The organism is Streptomyces sp. NPDC002156 (genome assembly GCF_053593675.1).
The window spans coordinates 133,314-150,043 of sequence record NZ_JBSFDA010000004.1; the positions used below are offsets into that span (position 1 = coordinate 133,314).

Consider the following 16,730-nt stretch of genomic DNA (forward strand, 5'->3'; position numbering starts at 1 on the left):
CATGGATCTCATTCCGGCACCTCGCCAGCTGGAGCGGGCCACAGGCTTCCACGAACTCGGCGCCGGCTTCGGGATCGAGGCCGGGCCGGGCACCGAGGACACCGCCCGCTGGCTGCGCGCGACGCTCGGCGCGGCCACCGGGTTCGCGCTGCCGCCCAAGAAGGGGGACGAGCACGACGTCCTCCATCTGTCCGTCAGGCCAGGCCTCGACGCCGAGGAATACCGCCTCGCCGTCGCCCCCCACGGCATCCACATCCAGGGCGGCTCGCCCGCCGGTGTCTTCTGGGGCGCCCAGACGCTGCGTCAGCTCCTCGGCCCCGACGCCTTCCGGCGCGCACCTCTTCCCGGCCGTACGTGGCGGCTGCCCCTGACGGAGATCCTGGACACCCCCCGCTTTGCCTGGCGCGGCCTCATGCTCGACGTGGCCCGGCACTTCATGCCCAAGGAAGGCGTCCTGCGCTACCTCGACCTGATGGCGGCGCACAAACTCAACGTCTTCCACTTCCACTTGACGGACGACCAGGGCTGGCGCGTCGAGATCAAGCGGTACCCGAAGCTCACCGAGGTCGGCTCCTGGCGGGCCCGGACGAAATTCGGCCACCGTGCCTCACCGCTGTGGGAGGAGAAGCCGCACGGGGGCTTCTACACCCAGGACGACATCCGCGAGATCGTCGCCTACGCCGCCGAGCGGCATATCACCGTCGTCCCCGAAATCGACGTACCGGGGCACTCGCAGGCCGCGATCGCCGCGTATCCGGAACTCGGCAACACCGATGTCATCGACACGACCTCCCTCTCCGTCTGGGACACCTGGGGCATCAACAAAAACGTACTCGCCCCCACTGACAACACCCTGCGCTTCTTCGAGGGTGTCTTCGAGGAACTCCTCGACCTGTTCCCCGGGGAGTTCGTCCATGTCGGCGGCGACGAGTGCGCGAAGGACCAGTGGCGGGAGTCGCCCACCGCGCAGGCCCGTATCGAGGAACTCGGGCTCGGCGACGAGGACGGGCTCCAGTCCTGGTTCATCCGGCACTTCGACACCTGGCTGACCGCGCGCGGGCGGCGGCTCATCGGCTGGGACGAGATCCTCGAGGGCGGTCTCGCACCGGGGGCCGCGGTCTCCTCCTGGCGCGGTTACGCGGGCGGCATCACGGCCGCGCGCGCGGGCCACGACGTCGTCATGTGCCCCGAGCAGCAGGTGTACTTGGACCACCGTCAGCACGACGGCGCCGACGAACCCGTCCCCATCGGGTACGTCCGCACCCTTGAGGATGTCTTCCGCTTCGAGCCGGTTCCACCGGAGTTGGGCCCCGAGGAGGCGCGGCACGTCCTCGGCGCGCAGGCCAACCTGTGGACCGAGGTGATGGAGGACACCGGGCGCGTGGACTACCAGGCCTTCCCGCGCCTGGTCGCCTTCGCCGAGGTCGCCTGGAGTGCTCTTCCCGCGCCCGCCGAACGGGACTTCGCCGACTTCGAACGTCGGATGACCGCCCATTACGGGCGACTTGACGCCCTCGGCGTCGGCTATCGGCCACCCGCGGGGCCGCATCCGTGGCAGCGGCGGCCGGGAGTGCTCGGACGTCCGATCGAGGGGACGCCCCCCAACGTGTGAGGTTCCACGGGCCCACGGGCCCAAGGCCCCAAGGCTTCATGGGAAAAAGCTCACAACAGTCGCCGACCAGTTCCAATCGGAACCAGTCGGCGATCTCGTACGAAAACGGACCATCCCGCTGGTGAGACGGGCGAATGCCTCCTAGCGGACCCCTGCGTTCGGGTCTCGCGAGAATGTGCCAGAGTTGCCACGTCCGCCCTGTCAGCACGTACCGTACGGCAACACAGGTGGGACCAGGTGGGGCAGCGGGAAGGGGCAGCCGGTTTGACCACGCACGCACCGCAGGCGGCGCAGGCCGTGACGCTGCCCGCCTCGCTGGACGAGGCCGTCGCGGCGCTCGCCGCCATGCCGGCCGCCGTCCCCGTGGCGGGCGGCACCGACCTCATGGCCACCGTCAACTCCGGGCAGCTCAGGCCCGCCGCGCTCGTCGGCCTCGGCCGGATCAGCGAGATCCGCGGCTGGCAGTACCAGGACGGCCACGCCCTGCTCGGCGCCGGTCTGACCCACGCGCGGATGGGCCGTCCCGACTTCGCCGCCCTCATCCCGGCCCTGGCCGCCTCCGCGCGCGCCGCCGGCCCGCCGCAGATCCGCAACGCGGGCACCCTGGGCGGCAACATCGCCACGGCCGCCCCCACGGGGGACGCGCTTCCCGTGCTGGCCGCCCTGGAGGCGACGCTCATCATCGCGGGCCCCGGCGGCGCCCGCCGGGAGATCCCGGTGTCGCACCTGCTGGCCGGCGTGGAACTGCTGCGCGCCGGTGAACTCATCGGCTTCGTGCGCGTGCCCCTGCTGCACGCGCCCCAGGTCTTCCTGAAGGCCACCGGACGGACCGGCCCCGGGCGCGCCCTCGCGTCCGTGGCGCTCGTCCTCGACCCCGCCCGGCGTGGCGTCAGGTGCGCTGTCGGTGCCATAGCGCCGATGCCGCTGCGCCCCCTGGACGCCGAGCAGTGGGTCGCCCGGCTGATCGACTGGGACAACAACCGCACGATCGTCCCGGAGGCACTGGGTGCCTTCGGGGAGTACGTCGCCGCGGCCTGCATCCCCGACCCGGTCCCGGACGCGGACGGCTCCGTGCCGTCGCTTCCGCCCGCCGTACTGCATCTGCGGCGCACCGTCGCCGCGCTGGCCCGACGAGCACTGGGGAGGGCACTTTCGTGACCGACGACCAGTACAGCGACGACCAGTACGGGGACGGGCGCGGGAATCAACAAGGGGCGCAGGGAGAGGGCGCGCCCCGGGGCGGGGGCCGCTGGGACCCGCTGCCCCAGGGTGACTACGACGACGGTGCCACCGCCTTCGTGAAGCTCCCCGAGGGGGGCATCGACGCGCTCCTGGCCTCCGTGGACAGCCCGCTGGCAGCGCCCGGCCACGGGTATGTGCCCCCGCAGATAGAGACAGCACCGGGCACCGGGACCGAGGACGGTTCCTGGGGCGCGCCGCCCGCGCCCCCCGGGGGCGTCCAGTGGCCGGACCCGAACGCCGTGTCCCGGGAGTCCCCGCAGACCCAGCACGACGGGTTCACGTACGAGCAGAGCTCGACGGGGCAGTGGGCCTTCGAGCAAGGCACCGCCGCGCCGGAGGGTGCGGGTCCCGGTACGCCGGGCCGCGAGGTGACCGGTGAGTGGCGGATCCCCGTCGCCGGTGGTGATCTTCCGGACGAATCGGGCGAGTTCAGTACATCCGCGTTGGTCGAGCAGTGGGGCGGCACGCCGCCGGCCACGCTCCCCGGCGGCGCGCCCGCGCCCTGGGCGACGGAGGGCGCAGGACAGGCCTGGGCGCCCGGAGCCGAGTCGACGCGGGAGCGCGAGCCCGGTCCCGCGCCGGGCGCGGAGACGACGTACGCGCCCGAAACCGTGCACGAAACGGGCGGCGCCGGTCGCCCGGCCGTCGGGATCGGTCACCCGGCCGACGGCTCCGGTCGCACCGCTGCCGAAGCCGGTCACCCGGTCGCCGACGAGGACCGCATCCCCGTCGAGATCACCCACGACCCCGCCGAGGGCCCTGAAGGCCCCGCAGAGGCCGTCACGGACCCCGACGCGACCTCCGGGCCGGAAGGCTCGCCGGAGGCCGCTGAGGAGCCCGTGGAGGGCGAGCCCGGCGCGGACACCGAGGCATCCGGTGCCAGGGCGGCCGACACGGAGCCCGACGCCGACCCGGACGCGACCGACGACGCCCCCGGGATGCCAGGCGAGGAACACCCCCTTGCCTCCTACGTCCTGCGCGTCAACAGCGCCGACCGGCCCGTCACCGACGCCTGGATCGGCGAGTCGCTGCTCTACGTACTGCGCGAACGCCTCGGCCTCGCCGGCGCCAAGGACGGCTGCTCCCAGGGCGAGTGCGGTGCCTGCAACGTCCAGGTGGACGGACGGCTCGTCGCCTCCTGCCTGGTGCCCGCGGTCACCGCCGCAGGCAGCGAGGTACGCACCGTGGAGGGCCTCGCCACCGACGGCCAGCCCTCGGACGTCCAGCGCGCGCTCGCCAAGTGCGGCGCGGTGCAGTGCGGTTTCTGCGTCCCCGGGATGGCGATGACCGTGCACGACCTCCTGGAGGGCAACCCCGCCCCGACCGACCTGGAGACCCGCCAGGCCCTCTGCGGCAACCTGTGCCGCTGCTCCGGCTACCGGGGTGTCCTGGAGGCGGTCCGCGAGGTCGTCGCCGAACGCGAGGCGCACGCCGCCGACGCCGAGGCGGAGGACGGCGAGGCCCGCATCCCGCACCAGGCCGGACCGGGCGCGGGCGGGGTCAACCCCTCCGCGTTCGACGCCCCGGGCTTCGAGCCCGCCCGCAACCACGACTCGCACGCCCCGCACGACCAGACGTACGGCCAGGACGGAGGCCAGACGTGAGCAACGAAGCCGCCACCGCGACCACGGCCGCGGAGGCCGCCCCCGACGCGGAGGCGCTCCCGCACGGCCTCGGCGTGTCGCTGCCGGCCGCCGACGCGCGCGCGAAGACCGAGGGCACGTTCCCCTACGCGGCCGACCTGTGGGCCGAGGGCCTGCTGTGGGCCGCCGTACTGCGCTCACCGCACCCGCACGCGCGCATCCTCTCCATCGACACCACCCACGCGCGGGACATGCCCGGCGTACGGGCCGTCGTCACGCACGAGGACGTGCCGGGCGCCGAACTGCACGGCCGGGGCAGGGCCGACCGCCCGATGTTCGCCTCCGAGGTCGTACGCCACCACGGGGAGCCCATCGCGGCCGTCGCCGCCGACCACCCCGACACCGCGCGCATGGCCGCCGCGGCGATCATCGTCGAGTACGAAGTACTCGACCCGGTGACCGACCCCGAGCAGGCCTTCGAGGCCGAACCGCTGCACCCCGACGGCAACCTGATCCGGCACATCCCGTTGCGCCACGGCGACCCGGACGCGGCCGGCGAGATCGTCGTCGAGGGCCTCTACCGGATCGGCCGTCAGGACCCCGCCCCCATCGGCGCGGAGGCGGGCCTCGCGGTGCCGCGTCCCGACGGCGGCGTGGAGCTGTACCTGGCGTCGACGGACCCCCACGGGGACCGCGATGCCGCTGCCGCCTGCTACGGCCTGGAACCGGAGCGCGTGAAGGTGGTCGTCACGGGAGTCCCCGGCGCCACCGCCGACCGCGAGGACCAGGGCTTCCAGCTCCCGCTCGGCCTGCTGGCGCTGAAGACGGGCTGCCCGGTGAAGCTGACGGCGACCCGCGAGGAATCCTTCCTGGGCCACGTCCACAGACACCCCACCCTCCTGCGCTACCGCCACCACGCGGACACCGACGGCAAGCTGGTCAAGGTCGAGGCACAGATCCTGCTCGACGCGGGCGCGTACGCGGACACCTCCGCGGAGGCCCTCGCGGCGGCCGTCTCCTTCGCCTGCGGCCCGTACGTCGTCCCCAACGCCTTCATCGAGGGCTGGGCCGTCCGCACCAACAACCCCCCCTCGGGCCATGTCCGCGGTGAGGGCGCGATGCAGGTCTGCGCGGCCTACGAGGCCCAGATGGACAAGCTCGCGAAGAAGCTCGGCGTCGACCCGGCGGAGCTGCGCCTGCGCAACGCGATGGCCACAGGGGACGTCCTCCCGACCGGCCAATCGGTCACCTGCCCGGCCCCGGTGGCCGAACTGCTCCAAGCGGTACGGGACTTCCCGCTACCGGCGCTCCCCAAGGACACCCCCGAGGACGAGTGGCTGCTCCCGGGCGGCCCCGAGGGCGCGGGCGAGCCCGGCGCCGTCCGCCGTGGCGTGGGCTACGGCCTGGGCATGGTCCACATGCTCGGCGCCGAGGGTGCGGACGAGGTCTCGACGGCCACCGTCAAGGTCCACGACGGCATCGCCACGGTCCTGTGCGCGGCGGTGGAAACAGGCCAGGGTTTCACCACCCTGGCCCGCCAGATCGTCCAGGAGACGCTAGGCATCGACGAGGTTCATGTAGCCCCCGTCGACACCGACCAGCCCCCAGCCGGCCCGGGTGCGCGAGGCCGCCACACGTGGGTGTCGGGCGGCGCGGTGGAACGGGCGGCGAAGATGGTCCGCACGCAACTCCTCCAGCCCCTGGCCCACAAATTCGGCATGTCCACGGAACTACTGCAAATCACCGACGGCAAGATCACGTCGTACGACGGTGTCCTGTCGACCACGGTGACGGAGGCGATGGACGGCAAGGAACTCTGGGCCACGGCCCAGTGCCGCCCACACCCCACGGAACCCCTGGACGAGGCAGGCCAGGGCGACGCCTTCGTGGGGTTGGCGTTCTGCGCGATCCGCGCGGTGGTGGACGTCGACATCGAGCTGGGCTCGGTGAGGGTGGTGGAGGTGGCACTCGCCCAGGACGTGGGCAGGGTCCTGAACCCGGCGCAACTGGCGGCCCGTATCGAGGCGGGCGTCACCCAGGGCGTGGGCATCGCCCTGACCGAAAACCTGCGCTCCGCGCGCGGGCTGATCCGCCACCCCGACCTCACGGGCTACGCCCTCCCGACGGCCCTGGACGCCCCCGACATCCGCATCGTGAAACTCGTCGAGGAACGTGACGTGGTCGCCCCCTTCGGCGCGAAGGCGGCGAGCGCGGTACCGGTGGTGACGTCCCCGGCGGCCATCGCCTCGGCGGTACGGGCGGCGACGGGCCGCCCGGTGAACCGCCTGCCGATCCGCCCGCAGGCGGCGGTGGTGACGGCGACATGACGACACCGGGTCCCGAGGAACAGAGGCGCTACGAACCCGGCCCGACGCCGGGCAAGGTGCTGGTGTGGGTGCTGCTGTTCGTGGTGGCGGCGGTCGTGGTTGTCGCGGGCGGCGTGTACTTCGGCTGAGGGGCGTTTTCCGGCTTCGTCCCAGCTCAGGGCCCGTTGTCAGTGGTGCCGCGTAGTGTTCTGGTCAGTGGGAGGGCCTGCCGGGCGGCGGTCATTTTCGACGGTGATGCGCCCAGGGCACTGCGAACAACCATGCGCGGGGGAAACCATGAGCACGACGATCACTCTGACCAGGGGCGAACTGCTGACGCGTGTGGGACTGCCGGGTGCCGAGGGCGGGTTGAGGTTCGGCGCACTGCGGACGGGTGTCCTGCGCACCGGTGTCGTACGGACGATGGTGAACCCGACGGGGGAGACACCCGCGGGATCATGCGTGCCCAACCGGCGCGCCCCACTGGACCGGCGCGCGCCGGCCTCCTCGCTGGAGGTGCTGCTGCGGTTCGCGGCGGCGACGGAGGAGATGGCGGCCGCGCGAGGCCGATTCGCTTCCGGCACAGGCCGATTGGGCTCGCGGACGGTGGCGGAGACGTCCCGGCACCTGCTGACGGTCTTCGCGCAGGGCACCAACGGTGATGTGCTGCCGTACTGGAAGATGGCCGCCCTGATCCGCCCGCTGGCCAGGTTCGCCGCCCCCGGCGCGGAGTCGGGCCTCGCCCTGGACCTGCCCGCGAGGCTCCTGGAGCAGGAGTTCGGCCACGGCAGGGTGGCACGCTTCGAGGACGTCGACTTCCCGGCCCCGCTCACCCACGAGCCGACCCGCCGCTTCCTGACCGGCACGGGCCTCCCGGAGGACGACGGCCACTTCCAACTGGACACGGAGATACCGCTGCCGACGCTGGCGGAGTACTGCGCGGACGAGGACACGGCAGCTCAACTCCCGGAGGGCGCGGGCGACTTGATGCGCCTGGGCCGCCTGACGGAGGGCAACAGCCTGGTCCTGGACGGCGGAACGGGCGCGGTCCTCGTCTGGAACGAGCCCGAGGCAACTCTGCACCACCTGAACACGGACGCCTCGACCCTCGCCTTCACCCTGTGGCTGCTGCACCGGGCGAGGACGATGGACTTCGAGGCGGAGGCGGGCAAGGTGCGCTGAGCGAGGGGCAGTTTGCGCCGATCGCGGCCTGGCACCACGTAACTAGGGTCAGTCGGGTTTCCGGACGGGAGCACTGCCACGCCCGTGCTCCCGACCGCTCAGCTCGGCGTCGAGCGTCTCCTGAGCCACACGCATGACCTCGGCGTATACGGGGTCCTGCAGCCGCTTCCACATCTCGTCCTCAGGGACGTCCTCGACGTGGCTGACCACCCACCAGATATTGCCGAAGGGATCCTTGATACGCCCTCCGCGCTGCCCGAAGGCGTCGTTCGCCACAGCGGTGACGACCTGGCCGCCGGCCGCGACGGCTCGCGAGAACACCTGATCCGCGTCAGCGACGAACACACGCAGCAGACTCGGCATGACAGGCCAGTCCGCGTGCCGGTCGAAGGCCAGCACGACGGTGTCACCGACCCGGATCTCCCCGTGCCCGACCAGGCCGTCCTCCGTCAGCACCCGCCCGAGTTCCTCGCCGCCGAACGCCTGGGCGACGAAGTCGAGGAAGGCCCCCGTGTCGTCGGTGACGACCCAGGGCGCGACGGTGGTGTAGCCCGCTGGCGCGGTGTTGCCCTGTTTGGACATCGCGGTCCCTTTCGCCGATGCCGGATGCTGACAACGACGCTAGGCGAGATGTAGGTCTGCTTCTGTCCTAGACGTGGCGGACTTGGGGCACGCAGTCGTTCACAGCCACATCGCGGCTACGTCTCCCCGGTCCAGGTCAGGCTCCCTTTCCCTACGAGTTCTTCTCAAGCGGACGCGACAGCAGCTTCACTGGGCTCCACTACGTCGTGGTCTTGCAGCATGGCAACAAGCTCACGGGTCGCTCGCTGCCGAACGGCTCGCTGAACCCCAATTCGCCGCTCTCCATGGATCTGACCGTTGACGGAAATGTGGTCACGGGCACGTGGGTGGAGGAGACGGCAGCTGAGGGGTACTACGCGGGAGCGCGGTATCACGGTGCGATTCAGATGCTCATTGAACCCACGGGGCGCCGGATGCAGGGCAAGTGGATCGGGTTCGGCAAGGAATTCGGCGTGAACACGGGCCCGTGGGTACTGGAGTTCAAGGATGCTTCCACCAACAAGGCGTCCCTGGAGAAGTGGAACGTCAGGCCGAAAGACTGAAGACACCAGATGGGCCAGGAGGGTGCTACTAACCAGCATCTGATTGATGGGGGTCGGAGCCGACGGTGCTCGGGGGAGAGGGCACGGCGTGTGGCTCAGGTGTTGCCACCGGAGTGGGGGGGTGTGGGCTCGCTGCGGTGGGCCCATAGGAGCGCTCCTGTCAGGAGCGCGGTGCCTCCCAGCAGCCAGGGAAGCGGGCCTGGTGGAAGGACGCCAACGATCAAACCGGTGAGGGCTGCTACCAGTTGCAGGGCGAGGGACTGGACGGACAGTGCGGTGGCCCGGCCCGCGCTGGTGACACGGCGGTGCAGGATGTCGTTCTCGCTGGGTCCCGCGGCGCCGAGGCCGAGGTAGACCAGGCCGTAGCCGGTAGCCGCGAGGACCATGGACGCCGCCCCTGTGGATACCGCGGTGGCGCCGAGCAGTAGCAGGCCGCTCGCGCCGGTGCCGAGGCTCACCATGACCGCGCGCTCGCCGCTGCCCGCGAGCCGGGCGATCAGCGGTGCGAGGTGGCTGCCGAGACCCGAGCAGATGAATCCGGCGCAGGCGAGTGCGGCGAAGAGCACCGCCCCCGACTCCGATGCGCCCGTGAGGGCCGCGGCACGGCCCGGCGTGAGCAGTTCGATCGCGGCCAGGGTGCTGCCGGCAGCTCCTGCGCTGAGGAACACCCGGCGGACCAGCGCATCACGGCCACCCAGGCGCAGTCCGCCCGCGACGGTGACCGGGATGCCTCGGAGTACGTTGCGCAGGGTGGCTGCCGGCCGGGGCGGTTCGGGCAGAGCGGTCAGGACGTACAGCACGAAGGCGACCTCGACCGCCGCGCCCAGCAGCAACGGGACGGAAAGGGGTAGCACCAGCCCGGAAGTGGCTTCGCTCAGCCGGGCGCCGAGGTCGGGGCCGAGTCCGAGCAGCCAGGGCAGGGCACCGCCGAACAGGGTGCCCGCGGCGAGCGCCGCGGATGTCGCGGAGGAGCCGCGGGCCAGGCCGGTGCGCAGTTCGGCGCCGGGGCCGGAGTGGGCGTGGACGGTGTCGACGTACCAGGCTTCGGCCGGTCCGCTGGACAGGGCGCGGCCCGTACCCATCAGCACCATGCCCAGGCCGAGCAGCCAGGGAGTAGTGCCCAGGCCCTCGAGGGTCAAGGCGGCCAGGTTCAGCAGGCCGGCGGCGGCCAGGACAGTGCGGCGTCCCACCACGTCGGACAGTCCTCCGGTGGGCAGTTCCAGCGCTGCGGCGGTGAGGGAGTGCGCGGCGAAGAAACCCGCGATGGTCGCCATGGTCATGCCGCGCTCGGTGAACAGCAGGATCAGCGGGGCGATGCTCAGCCCCAGGGGCAGCCAGAAGAGCACGCAGACCATGACGTAGCGGCGGCGGGCGGCGGGTATGTCCAGCGGCCTGGTCATGATGTGTTCTCGGCATCCGCCTCGGCGGGGGCGGGGGCGTCCGGCTCCGCCCCGGAGGCGCGCGGTGCCAGAGGCAGCCCGGCGGTGAGGAGGACGACCTGCGCCGCGCGCGGATCCCCTGCATCGCGGGCGATCAGTTCCTCCAGTTTCCGGTCGAGCACCTCCCAGAGTTCGGTGAGCGACTCGGGGGTCAGACGGGGCATCAGGTCGCTGATCCCGGAAGGTTCCACCCACTCCTGTGCCAGCCGCCCGTCGGCGATATCGGCCTCGTGCTGGACGAGGGAACCCTCCAGGTGCTCGATCTGCGCTCTGCGCGACAAGCTGAGCCAGGCACGGCTGCCCGGTGAGGCTTCCATGGCCTTGTTGCTCCAGGAGGTCACGGAGTGCACCGCCTGCCAGCGGCGCTCGCGCCCGTCACGGTGCTCGGCCTCGTTGACGAACGCGTACTTCGCCAGGACTCGCAGGTGGTAGCTGGTGGAAGCGGACGACTCCCCGGTCCTGACCGCGAGTTCGCTCGCGGTGGCCGGGCCGTCCTGCCGCAGCAGCCCAAGCAGCCGGATCCGCAACGGGTGCGTAAGGGCCTTCAAGGCTGCCGCGTCCTGCTCAGGGTCGAGTACGCGCCTCTGTTCTTCGCTGACCATGACGGGAGGCTAGAACCCTCGGAGGCTTTCCAAAAGTATTTTTGCAGAATTTATTTTGGGATTGGCCGGCAAGCCGGCCGGAGGGTGGCCTTCCGGGTGTGTGTGGGGGCTTCGGGGGTGAAGCGCCGCAGGAACGCCTGGACGGGGCTAGGTGAGCCCGAGTGGACCAAGCGACTTACGTAGCCCTGTTCGGACTGGGTGTCACAGCCCTGGGGGGAGTCTGTCTGGCCGAGGAACATCCTGGTCAGACCCTGTCTTGGAGGCCGTGGCGGGAATCGAACCCGCGTAACTCGCTTTGCAGGCGAGTCCCTAAACCACTCGGGCACACGGCCGGGCTGGGAGCGGAGTGGGCGCAGTGTGTCTGCGTTCCGGTCCGTTCCGAACTTCGTTACTCGACCGTAGAGGTGGGGTGCGGGGAGGGGCAAGGGAGTCGGGCGGGCCGCAATGGGACTGCCATACGCCGTTCATGAACCGGGGGTCGGCGGACCGGGGGCGTACGTCCAAGGTCTCGGGTCGGGCCCTACCTCCGACAGGGGTCAAGGCCGGGGATGGCCCTTACGCTGGCCTGCATGACCTCACTGGAATCGGGCGACACCGGCGTCGCCACCGACAGCGTCGACGCGGATGCTCCCTTGGCTGCCCTACCTGGTGAGGGGGTGCTCGGGCGTTCCTATCGGGCGCTCAGTGTTGGGATTGTCTCCGTCGTGCTGCTGATCGCCTTTGAGGCGACTGCCGTGGGGACCGCCATGCCCGTCGCGGCTCGGGAGCTGGACGGGGTGTCGCTGTACGCGTTCGCCTTCTCCGGGTACTTCACGACCAGTCTGTTCGGGATGGTGCTTGCCGGGCAGTGGTCGGATCGGAAGGGGCCGCTGGGGGCGCTCACCACGGGTATCGCCGCCTTTGCCGCCGGGTTGTTGTTGTCCGGGACCGCCGGGGTCATGTGGCTGTTCATCGCCGGGCGGGCCGTGCAGGGGCTCGGGGGTGGGCTGGTGATCGTTTCCCTGTATGTGGTTGTCGGGCGGGCTTATCCGGAGCGGTTGCGGGCCTCGATCATGGCTGCCTTTGCCGCCAGTTGGGTTGTGCCGTCCGTTGTCGGGCCTCTTGCTGCCGGTGCCGTCACCGAGCAGCTCGGGTGGCGGTGGGTGTTCGTCGGGATTCCTGTGCTTGTTGTGTTTCCGCTCGCTCTTGCTCTGCCTCAGATACGGCGGCTTGCTGGTGGGGCTGTGAAGGAGGGGAAGCGGGACGAGGCGGGGGACCGGCGGCGGATTCGGCTTGCCTGCGGGATTTCGCTCGGTGCCGGGCTGCTTCAGTACGCCGCCCAGGATTTGCGGTGGGTCTCCCTTCTTCCGGGGCTTCTGGGCGTCTCGTTGCTCGTGCCCGCCGTGCTTGGGCTGCTTCCTCGCGGGACCTATCGGGCCGCTCGCGGGTTGCCGTCCGTTGTGTTGTTGCGTGGGGTGGCCGCGGGGTCCTTCATCGCCGCCGAGTCCTTCATTCCGTTGATGCTCGTCACCCAGCGGGGGCTGTCGCCGACGTTCGCCGGGTTCTCGCTCGCCGCGGGGGGTGTTACGTGGGCGTTGGGGTCGTCCGTGCAGGCTCGGGCGCGGATGGAGCCGTATCGGGAGCGGCTGATGACGTTCGGGATGGTTCTCGTCGCCGCGTCGATCGCCGGGGCGCCCGCCGTGCTTATTGATGCCGTGCCGGTGTGGACCCTTGCGGTGGTGTGGGCCTTCGGGTGCTTCGGGATGGGGCTCGTCATCGCCAGTACCAGTGTTTTGTTGCTTCATCTCTCCGCTCCCGAGGAGGCCGGCGCCAACTCCGCTTCTCTGCAGATCTCCGACGGGCTGTCCAATGTCTTGTTGCTGGCTGGTGGGGGTGCGGCTTTCGCCGCGCTGGGTGGGGGGACGGTGGCTCATGCCTCCGACGCCTCGGCCGGGGGTTCCCATCCGGCCGCCTTCGCCGTCGTGTTTCTGCCTATGGCGGGGGTGGCGTTGGTGGGGGCCTGGGTGACTACGCGGGTGCGCGCAGAATCGCGGTGACACCATCTGGTACCGCGTAGTACCGTTGTGGCATGGCTGGACTGAATCTGCGGTTTACGGACGATGAGCTCGACGCGCTGCGCGAACGTGCGGCAGCGGAGGGGCGCAGCATGCAGGCGTTCGCGCACGACGCCGTGATCGAGGCCATAAATGAGCATTCGAGACTGTTCAACGAGGCCGCCGACCACGTACTGAAGGCCAGCGCCGAGCTGAACCGGAGGCTCGCCTGATGCACTACCTCACGTTGCCCGAGTTGCTGAACCTCGCGAAGCGGCTTGGGGCTGATGACGTGCGCGATTTCGGGCTCCTGGACTCGGCCCTCGCGCGCCCTCAGTCGAGCGTGTTCGGGCAGGACGCCTATCCGGACGTCTGGCAGAAGGCCGCGGCGCTGATGGAGTCCCTCGCCCGCAACCACGCCCTCATCGACGGGAACAAGCGCATCGCCTGGTACGCGACCTGGGTCTTCCTGCACATGAACGGCCACCCACTGAACCCGGAGTTCGACGTGGACAAGGCCGAGGCGTTCGTCCTCGATGTCTGCCAAGGCGCCCTGGACGTGCCGACGATCGCAACCCAGTTGCCGCGCTTCGCGCGCTGACCCTTACGGACGTTGTGAGCTGAGTCCCATCCCGGGGTGACCCCGCGTCGTACGCACGTTGACAGCACCGGGCCGCCGGTAGGGTGGCCCGGTTGTCATACGTAGCTCCAGCCCCAGCCTTCCCGCTGTAGCCGTAGCTGCAACCGCCGCCGAGCCGCCCGACCCACCACCCCCGGAGACCGTGACTACCACCGCCGCCAGCGCTGCCACCGCCACCGCCTCGAACCATCACCTCTCGCCCGCCTTCCCGGGCCGTGCCCCCTGGGGTACCGCCAGCAAGCTGCGTGCCTGGCAGCAGGGGGCGATGGAGAGATATCTCCACGAGCAGCCGCGTGACTTTCTCGCCGTCGCCACACCCGGCGCCGGCAAGACGACGTTCGCGCTGACGCTCGCCTCCTGGCTGCTGCACCACCATGTCGTGCAGCAGGTGACCGTGGTCGCGCCCACCGAGCATCTGAAGAAGCAGTGGGCCGAGGCGGCGGCGCGGATAGGGATCAAGCTCGATCCCGAGTACAGCGCCGGGCCGCTCAGCAAGGAGTATCAGGGCGTCGCCGTGACGTACGCGGGGGTTGGCGTGCGGCCCATGCTGCACCGCAATCGCTGCGAGCAGCGGAAGACCCTTGTCATTCTCGACGAGATCCACCACGCCGGTGACTCCAAGTCCTGGGGTGAGGCCTGCCTCGAAGCCTTCGAGCCCGCCACCCGGCGGCTCGCGCTCACCGGTACGCCCTTCCGGTCCGACACCAATCCCATTCCCTTTGTCACGTACGAGGAAGGGAACGACGGGATTCGGCGGTCCTCCGCCGACTACACCTACGGGTACGGGAACGCGCTCGCCGACCATGTCGTCCGGCCCGTCATCTTCCTCTCCTACAGCGGGCAGATGCGGTGGCGGACCAAGGCGGGGGATGAAATCGCCGCCCGGCTCGGTGAGCCGATGACCAAGGACGCCATCTCGCAGGCCTGGCGTACCGCGCTCGATCCGCGCGGTGAGTGGATGCCGAGCGTGCTGCGCGCCGCCGACAAGCGGCTGACCGAGGTACGGAAGGGCATCCCGGACGCCGGGGCCCTCGTCATCGCCTCCGATCAGGAGTCCGCCCGCGCCTACGCCAAGTTGATTCGCGACATCACCGGGACCAGGGCCACCGTCGTCCTCTCCGACGACTCCGGCGCCTCCGACCGTATCGACGAGTTCGCCAACAACGACTCCCGCTGGATGGTCGCCGTACGGATGGTGTCGGAAGGCGTCGACGTGCCTCGGCTGGCTGTTGGGGTTTACGCCACCACCATCTCCACCCCCCTCTTCTTCGCCCAGGCCGTCGGGCGTTTCGTGCGGTCCCGGCGGCGTGGCGAGACCGCGTCCGTGTTCCTGCCGACCGTCCCCGACCTCCTCACCTTCGCCAACGAGATGGAGGTCGAGCGCGACCACGCCCTCGACAAGCCCAAGAAGGAGGGCGAGGAGGACCCGTACGCCGAATCCGAGAAGGAGATGGAGGAGGCGAACCGGGAGGAGGACGAGGACACCGGGGAGCAGGAGCAGTTCTCCTTCGAGGCGCTGGAGTCCGACGCCGTCTTCGACCGGGTGCTGTACGACGGCGCCGAGTTCGGGATGCAGGCCCACCCGGGGAGCGAGGAGGAGCAGGACTACCTCGGGATCCCGGGGCTGCTCGAACCCGATCAGGTGCAGCTTCTCCTCCAGAAGCGGCAGGCTCGGCAGATCGCGCACAGCCGTAAGAAGCCGGACGACGAGGCCGATCTTCTGGAGTTGCCCGCTGAGCGGCGGCCTGTGGTCTCTCACAAGGAGATGCTCGAACTGCGTAAGCAGCTCAACACCATGGTCGGCGCGTATGTGCATCAGAGCGGCAAACCGCACGGGGTGATCCACACCGAGCTGCGGCGCGTCTGCGGTGGGCCGCCGAGTGCGGAGGCCACCGCGGGACAGTTGCGACAGCGCATCGCCAAAGTGCAGGAGTGGGCCACGCGGATGCGGTGATCACCTCACCGCTGCCCGGCGCGTCCGGTGAGGGGGCGTGTGCGGTCGTACACACGCTGTGCATATCGGGAGGAAGCGCAGTAGTCCGTATCGCGGAGTGACCGGATTCTGGACGTAGCCTTCCGCTGAGCGAACCGCCTTCGCTAATGTCCCCGACACGCACACGCCCCGTGGCAGCGCCGCCGCGGAGCGCAGTCGTGAAGCGACCGTGTCCGGGAGAGCCCGGGCCGCGCCGATCGGCCGCCTCTGACACGCGTCGCCCACGGGACCGGCGACGCACCCGTCGTCAGGAGGCTGCCGACCTCACCACGTGAAGGAGTGGGCGTCGTGACCGCGGAGACCTCCCAGACGCTCGACCGGGGACTGCGCGTCCTCAAGCTGCTCGCCGACACCGACCACGGTCTGACCGTCACCGAACTGTCGACCCGGCTCGGCGTCAACCGGACCGTCGTGTACCGGCTGCTGGCCACCCTGGAACAGCACGCCCTCGTACGCCGTGACCTGGGCGGCCGGGCGAGGGTGGGGCTGGGAGTGCTGAGGCTGGGGCGTCAGGTGCATCCCCTCGTACGGGAAGCCGCGCTGCCCGCGCTCAGGTCGCTGGCCGAGGACATAGGCGCCACCGCCCATCTGACCCTCGTCGACGGGACGGAGGCGCTCGCCGTGGCCGTCGTCGAGCCGACCTGGACCGACTACCACGTGGCGTACCGGGCCGGGTTCCGCCACCCCCTGGAGCGCGGCGCGGCTGGCAAGGCCATCCTCTCCGCCCGGCAGCAGCCCGCCACCGACCCCGGGTACACCCTCACCCACGGCGAGCTGGAGGCCGGCGCGAGCGGGGCGGCGGCTCCGCTGATCGGCGTGACGGGCGTCGAGGGGAGCGTGGGGGTCGTCATGCTCGCCGACGCGGTGCCCGAGCGGGTGGGGCCCCGGGTCATGGACGCGGCTCGGGAAGTGTCCGAGGCCCTGCGCTGAGGGTCCCGCCGGGGGATCGGCAGGTCCCGTCGGGGGACCGCGGT

14 protein-coding genes, 1 tRNA gene and 1 pseudogene are annotated in these 16,730 nt (G+C 70.7%); 12 read left to right on the top strand and 4 right to left on the bottom strand.

Annotated features, from left to right (window positions below):
• Position 1 precedes the first annotated feature (1 nt).
• The 6 genes from ACWCRB_RS03665 to ACWCRB_RS03690 all read left to right on the top strand — a co-directional run bounded on the left by ACWCRB_RS03665 (position 2) and on the right by ACWCRB_RS03690 (position 7,925).
• Complete coding sequence (locus ACWCRB_RS03665; protein WP_450994443.1) at positions 2 to 1,612, top strand: beta-N-acetylhexosaminidase; 1,611 nt, start codon at positions 2 to 4, stop codon at positions 1,610 to 1,612.
• Positions 1,613 to 1,876: 264 nt separating this feature from the next.
• Complete coding sequence (locus tag ACWCRB_RS03670; RefSeq protein ID WP_235478279.1) at positions 1,877 to 2,770, top strand: FAD binding domain-containing protein; 894 nt, start codon at positions 1,877 to 1,879, stop codon at positions 2,768 to 2,770.
• Positions 2,767 to 4,458, top strand: coding sequence for a 2Fe-2S iron-sulfur cluster-binding protein (locus tag ACWCRB_RS03675; protein WP_450994444.1), 1,692 nt, complete (start codon positions 2,767 to 2,769; stop codon positions 4,456 to 4,458). Before ACWCRB_RS03670 ends, ACWCRB_RS03675 begins: the two co-directional genes overlap by 4 nt.
• Positions 4,455 to 6,764 (top strand): xanthine dehydrogenase family protein molybdopterin-binding subunit, encoded by a 2,310-nt coding sequence (locus ACWCRB_RS03680; RefSeq protein ID WP_405537167.1) that lies wholly within the window; start codon positions 4,455 to 4,457, stop codon positions 6,762 to 6,764. The genes ACWCRB_RS03675 and ACWCRB_RS03680 overlap by 4 nt, the downstream gene beginning before the upstream one ends.
• Positions 6,761 to 6,892, top strand: a complete 132-nt coding sequence (locus tag ACWCRB_RS03685) for a hypothetical protein (RefSeq protein WP_450994445.1) — start codon at positions 6,761 to 6,763, stop codon at positions 6,890 to 6,892. Before ACWCRB_RS03680 ends, ACWCRB_RS03685 begins: the two co-directional genes overlap by 4 nt.
• A 148-nt stretch (positions 6,893 to 7,040) precedes the next feature.
• Positions 7,041 to 7,925 (top strand): SUKH-4 family immunity protein, encoded by an 885-nt coding sequence (locus ACWCRB_RS03690; RefSeq protein ID WP_450994446.1) that lies wholly within the window; start codon positions 7,041 to 7,043, stop codon positions 7,923 to 7,925.
• Between the two features lie 48 nt (positions 7,926 to 7,973).
• Here the strand turns inward: ACWCRB_RS03690 and ACWCRB_RS03695 are convergent, their stop codons facing one another.
• Positions 7,974 to 8,507, bottom strand: coding sequence for a VOC family protein (locus ACWCRB_RS03695; RefSeq protein ID WP_450994447.1), 534 nt, complete (start codon positions 8,505 to 8,507; stop codon positions 7,974 to 7,976).
• Positions 8,508 to 8,659: 152 nt separating this feature from the next.
• Between ACWCRB_RS03695 and ACWCRB_RS03700 the strand changes: the two are divergent.
• Positions 8,660 to 9,049: pseudogene (locus ACWCRB_RS03700) on the top strand (XRE family transcriptional regulator); the annotation flags it as partial.
• 95 nt (positions 9,050 to 9,144) lie between these two features.
• Here the strand turns inward: ACWCRB_RS03700 and ACWCRB_RS03705 are convergent.
• From ACWCRB_RS03705 to ACWCRB_RS03715, 3 genes are all read right to left on the bottom strand, one after another.
• Positions 9,145 to 10,449, bottom strand: coding sequence for an MFS transporter (locus ACWCRB_RS03705; RefSeq protein WP_450994448.1), 1,305 nt, complete (start codon positions 10,447 to 10,449; stop codon positions 9,145 to 9,147).
• Positions 10,446 to 11,090: a helix-turn-helix domain-containing protein gene (locus ACWCRB_RS03710; RefSeq protein WP_450994449.1), complete on the bottom strand. Its 645-nt coding sequence runs from the start codon at positions 11,088 to 11,090 to the stop codon at positions 10,446 to 10,448. Before ACWCRB_RS03710 ends, ACWCRB_RS03705 begins: the two co-directional genes overlap by 4 nt.
• Positions 11,091 to 11,347: 257 nt before the next feature.
• Positions 11,348 to 11,422, bottom strand: a tRNA-Cys gene (locus ACWCRB_RS03715).
• 237 nt (positions 11,423 to 11,659) lie between these two features.
• Between ACWCRB_RS03715 and ACWCRB_RS03720 the strand changes: the two genes are divergently transcribed.
• From ACWCRB_RS03720 to ACWCRB_RS03740, 5 genes are all read left to right on the top strand, one after another.
• Positions 11,660 to 13,126 (top strand): MFS transporter, encoded by a 1,467-nt coding sequence (locus ACWCRB_RS03720; protein ID WP_450994450.1) that lies wholly within the window; start codon positions 11,660 to 11,662, stop codon positions 13,124 to 13,126.
• Between the two features lie 32 nt (positions 13,127 to 13,158).
• A complete protein-coding gene (locus ACWCRB_RS03725; protein WP_450994451.1) occupies positions 13,159 to 13,356 on the top strand; it encodes a hypothetical protein in 198 nt (65 codons plus the stop codon).
• Positions 13,356 to 13,724: a type II toxin-antitoxin system death-on-curing family toxin gene (locus ACWCRB_RS03730; protein WP_450994452.1), complete on the top strand. Its 369-nt coding sequence runs from the start codon at positions 13,356 to 13,358 to the stop codon at positions 13,722 to 13,724. Before ACWCRB_RS03725 ends, ACWCRB_RS03730 begins: the two co-directional genes overlap by 1 nt.
• Positions 13,725 to 13,905: 181 nt before the next feature.
• Positions 13,906 to 15,717 (top strand): DEAD/DEAH box helicase, encoded by a 1,812-nt coding sequence (locus ACWCRB_RS03735; protein ID WP_450994453.1) that lies wholly within the window; start codon positions 13,906 to 13,908, stop codon positions 15,715 to 15,717.
• A 327-nt stretch (positions 15,718 to 16,044) separates the two neighbouring features.
• Positions 16,045 to 16,686, top strand: coding sequence for an IclR family transcriptional regulator (locus ACWCRB_RS03740; protein ID WP_105974336.1), 642 nt, complete (start codon positions 16,045 to 16,047; stop codon positions 16,684 to 16,686).
• Positions 16,687 to 16,730 lie beyond the last annotated feature (44 nt).

Coding starts and splice junctions, on each gene's coding strand:
- ACWCRB_RS03710 (WP_450994449.1), bottom strand. CDS start 11,090: ATGGTCAGCGAAGAACAGAGGCGCGTACTCGACCCTGAGCAGGACGCG.
- ACWCRB_RS03705 (WP_450994448.1), bottom strand. CDS start 10,449: ATGACCAGGCCGCTGGACATACCCGCCGCCCGCCGCCGCTACGTCATG.
- ACWCRB_RS03665 (WP_450994443.1), top strand. CDS start 2: ATGGATCTCATTCCGGCACCTCGCCAGCTGGAGCGGGCCACAGGCTTC.
- ACWCRB_RS03695 (WP_450994447.1), bottom strand. CDS start 8,507: ATGTCCAAACAGGGCAACACCGCGCCAGCGGGCTACACCACCGTCGCG.
- ACWCRB_RS03720 (WP_450994450.1), top strand. CDS start 11,660: ATGACCTCACTGGAATCGGGCGACACCGGCGTCGCCACCGACAGCGTC.
- ACWCRB_RS03730 (WP_450994452.1), top strand. CDS start 13,356: ATGCACTACCTCACGTTGCCCGAGTTGCTGAACCTCGCGAAGCGGCTT.
- ACWCRB_RS03690 (WP_450994446.1), top strand. CDS start 7,041: ATGAGCACGACGATCACTCTGACCAGGGGCGAACTGCTGACGCGTGTG.
- ACWCRB_RS03685 (WP_450994445.1), top strand. CDS start 6,761: ATGACGACACCGGGTCCCGAGGAACAGAGGCGCTACGAACCCGGCCCG.
- ACWCRB_RS03725 (WP_450994451.1), top strand. CDS start 13,159: ATGGCTGGACTGAATCTGCGGTTTACGGACGATGAGCTCGACGCGCTG.